Origin of the sequence: Ruegeria sp. SCP11 (assembly GCF_040329455.1) — a bacterium.
Lineage (GTDB): Bacteria > Pseudomonadota > Alphaproteobacteria > Rhodobacterales > Rhodobacteraceae > Ruegeria > Ruegeria atlantica_E.
On sequence record NZ_JBDZYG010000043.1, the window covers coordinates 1 to 2,459 of the forward strand.

Annotated in this window: 4 protein-coding genes; all 4 read left to right on the forward strand. The window is 54.8% G+C overall.

What is annotated here, in order from left to right; genetic code table 11:
• Positions 1-128: 128 nt before the first annotated feature.
• From queC to queF, 4 genes are read left to right on the forward strand one after another with little or no spacing between them, the layout of a single operon-like run.
• On the forward strand, positions 129-821 hold the full coding sequence (gene queC / locus ABLN94_RS24480; RefSeq protein WP_352997311.1) for a 7-cyano-7-deazaguanine synthase QueC: 693 nt from the start codon (positions 129-131) through the stop codon (positions 819-821).
• A complete protein-coding gene (locus tag ABLN94_RS24485) occupies positions 821-1,177 on the forward strand; it encodes a 6-pyruvoyl trahydropterin synthase family protein (protein WP_352997313.1) in 357 nt (118 codons plus the stop codon). Before queC ends, ABLN94_RS24485 begins: the two co-directional genes overlap by 1 nt.
• Entirely contained in the window at positions 1,174-1,893 is a 720-nt protein-coding gene (gene queE, locus ABLN94_RS24490) for a 7-carboxy-7-deazaguanine synthase QueE (protein WP_352997315.1), read from the forward strand. The genes ABLN94_RS24485 and queE overlap by 4 nt, the downstream gene beginning before the upstream one ends.
• Before the next feature lie 12 nt (positions 1,894-1,905).
• The gene (queF, locus tag ABLN94_RS24495) at positions 1,906-2,373 is read left to right on the forward strand and encodes a preQ(1) synthase (RefSeq protein WP_352997317.1); all 468 of its coding nucleotides are present in this window, start codon (positions 1,906-1,908) and stop codon (positions 2,371-2,373) included.
• Positions 2,374-2,459: the final 86 nt, after the last annotated feature.

Here is a 2,459-nt window from a genome sequence, read left to right on the forward strand (position 1 = left end):
ACTCCTGCCTGCCGTTACGCGACAAGCATGTTGTTTTACCTTGCCACATAAGTCTGCTAAAAACACCGCGTTCACAAGATGTGAGCGCCGGTCGTAGCCAACCCGGCAAACAAAACATGGATCTGAAAATGAAGACAATTGTTATCTGCTCCGGCGGGCTCGATTCGGTGTCTCTGGCGCATAAAGTAGCGGCGGAACACGAGTTAATTGGCCTGATCTCCTTCGACTATGGCCAGCGCCACAGCAAGGAAACTGAATTTGCGGCCCGTTGCGCTAAGCGGCTGGGAGTGCCTTTTGATCTGATCGACATGCGCCATATCGGTGCGCATCTGTCAGGTTCGGCGTTGACCGACGATGTTGATGTGCCGGACGGACATTATGCCGAAGAAACAATGAAAGTTACTGTCGTGCCCAATCGCAATGCCATTATGCTGGCCATTGCCTTTGGGGTGGCGGCTGCCAAACAGGCGGACGCAGTCGCTACGGCGGTGCACGGTGGCGACCACTTCATCTACCCCGACTGTCGTCCCGAATTTACCAAAGCGTTTGAAGCGATGCAGGCCAGGGCGCTGGATGGCTATGCCAATGTCCGCCTTTACACGCCCTTCGTGCACATTCCCAAATCGGCCATCGTTACCGAAGGGGCGAAATACAACACTCACTTTGCTGATACCTGGTCCTGCTACAAAGGTGGCGCAGAACACTGCGGTCGTTGTGGCACCTGTGTCGAACGGCGCGAGGCGTTCCATTTGGCCGGGGTCACAGACCCAACGGTATATTCCGATCCGGATTTCTGGAAATCCGCGTTGGAGGACGCCTGATGTACCGGATAACCAAGGAATTTCATTTTTCCGCCAGTCATCAACTCTCTGCCCTGCCGGATGATCACCCCTGCGCCCGTCTTCACGGACACAACTACATCGCTGAAGTAGAACTGGCAGCAGATGAGTTGGATGAAAACGGCTTTGTCATCGATTACCGCGAACTTTCACCTCTAAAGATCTGGATCGACGAAATGTTAGATCACCGGCATCTGAACGATGTATTCGGGCACGACATGGTCACCTCGGAATTTATGGCGAAGGCGATATACGATTTTTGTCTGGCCCGCTGGCCACAAACCAGCGCAGTAAGGATCAGCGAGACGCCCAAAACCTGGGCCGAGTATCGCCCATGAGCAGCCTGCGCATTGCGGAAATATTTGGCCCGACAATCCAGGGTGAAGGTGCCGTGATTGGTGTGCCCACAGTCTTTGTTCGCGCCGGGGGATGCGACTACCGCTGCTCCTGGTGCGACAGTCTGCACGCAGTGGACAGTGAATTCCGCCATACCTGGGCACGGATGAGCGCGGAAGAAATTTTTGCTGAAGTGGAACGCCTGTCCGGTGGGTCACCTTTGACTATCTCTTTGTCAGGCGGCAACCCTGCAATCCAGGATTTTGCGGCGTTGATAACGCTGGGCAGGGCTAAAGGTTATGGCTTTGCCATGGAGACACAGGGCTCGGTTGCGCAGGACTGGTTCAGCAAATTGTCTACGCTGATCCTGAGCCCGAAGCCGCCATCCTCAGGTGAAACGGTGGATTGGATAAAATTCGACGATTGCATTGCACGTGCTACAGGAGTGGAAACGGTGATGAAAATCGTGATCTTTGATAATGTTGACTATGACTGGGCCCGTGACGTGGCCGCACGTTACCCTGATCTACCACTCTATCTTCAACCCGGCAATCACACTCCGCCACCACCCGGCGTCGAGGATGCCGAAATCGATCTGGATGGCATCATGGCCCGCTACGAGTGGCTGATCGAAACAACCCTGGGGGACCGCTGGTTCTCCCCGACAATTCTGCCACAGCTGCATGCGCTTGTCTGGGGCAACAAACGCGGCGTTTGAAGGAACAGAACAATGGCAAGCGAAGATATTTACGCAAATCTGACTCAACTCGGCGGTAAAACCGAGTTGCCCAATTCGCCGGAAGAGGCGGTGCTGGAAAAGGTGCCGAACCCGCAGGCAGGAACCGACTATGCGGTGCGCTTCACTGCGCCGGAGTTCACCTCTCTTTGCCCGATGACCGGGCAACCCGATTTTGCCCATATCGTGCTGGATTTCGTTCCCAGTGAATGGCTCGTGGAAAGCAAGTCGCTGAAGCTGTTCCTCGGATCATTCCGCAACCATGGCGCATTTCACGAAGACTGCACAGTCACCATTGGCAAGCGACTAGTCGAATTGCTAGAACCAAAGTGGCTTAGGGTCGGCGGTTACTGGTATCCGCGTGGAGGAATCCCGATTGATATTTTCTACCAAACCGGTGAGCAGCCTTCAGGGGTCTGGATACCTGATCAGGGTGTCCCGACATATCGTGGCCGTGGATGAAAACAGCCGGACTGAACAACTGATTCTCATGCCGCTGCACGGCAACTCAAATCTCGGATGAACGTCGCCCGAGGGCGGTCTACAAA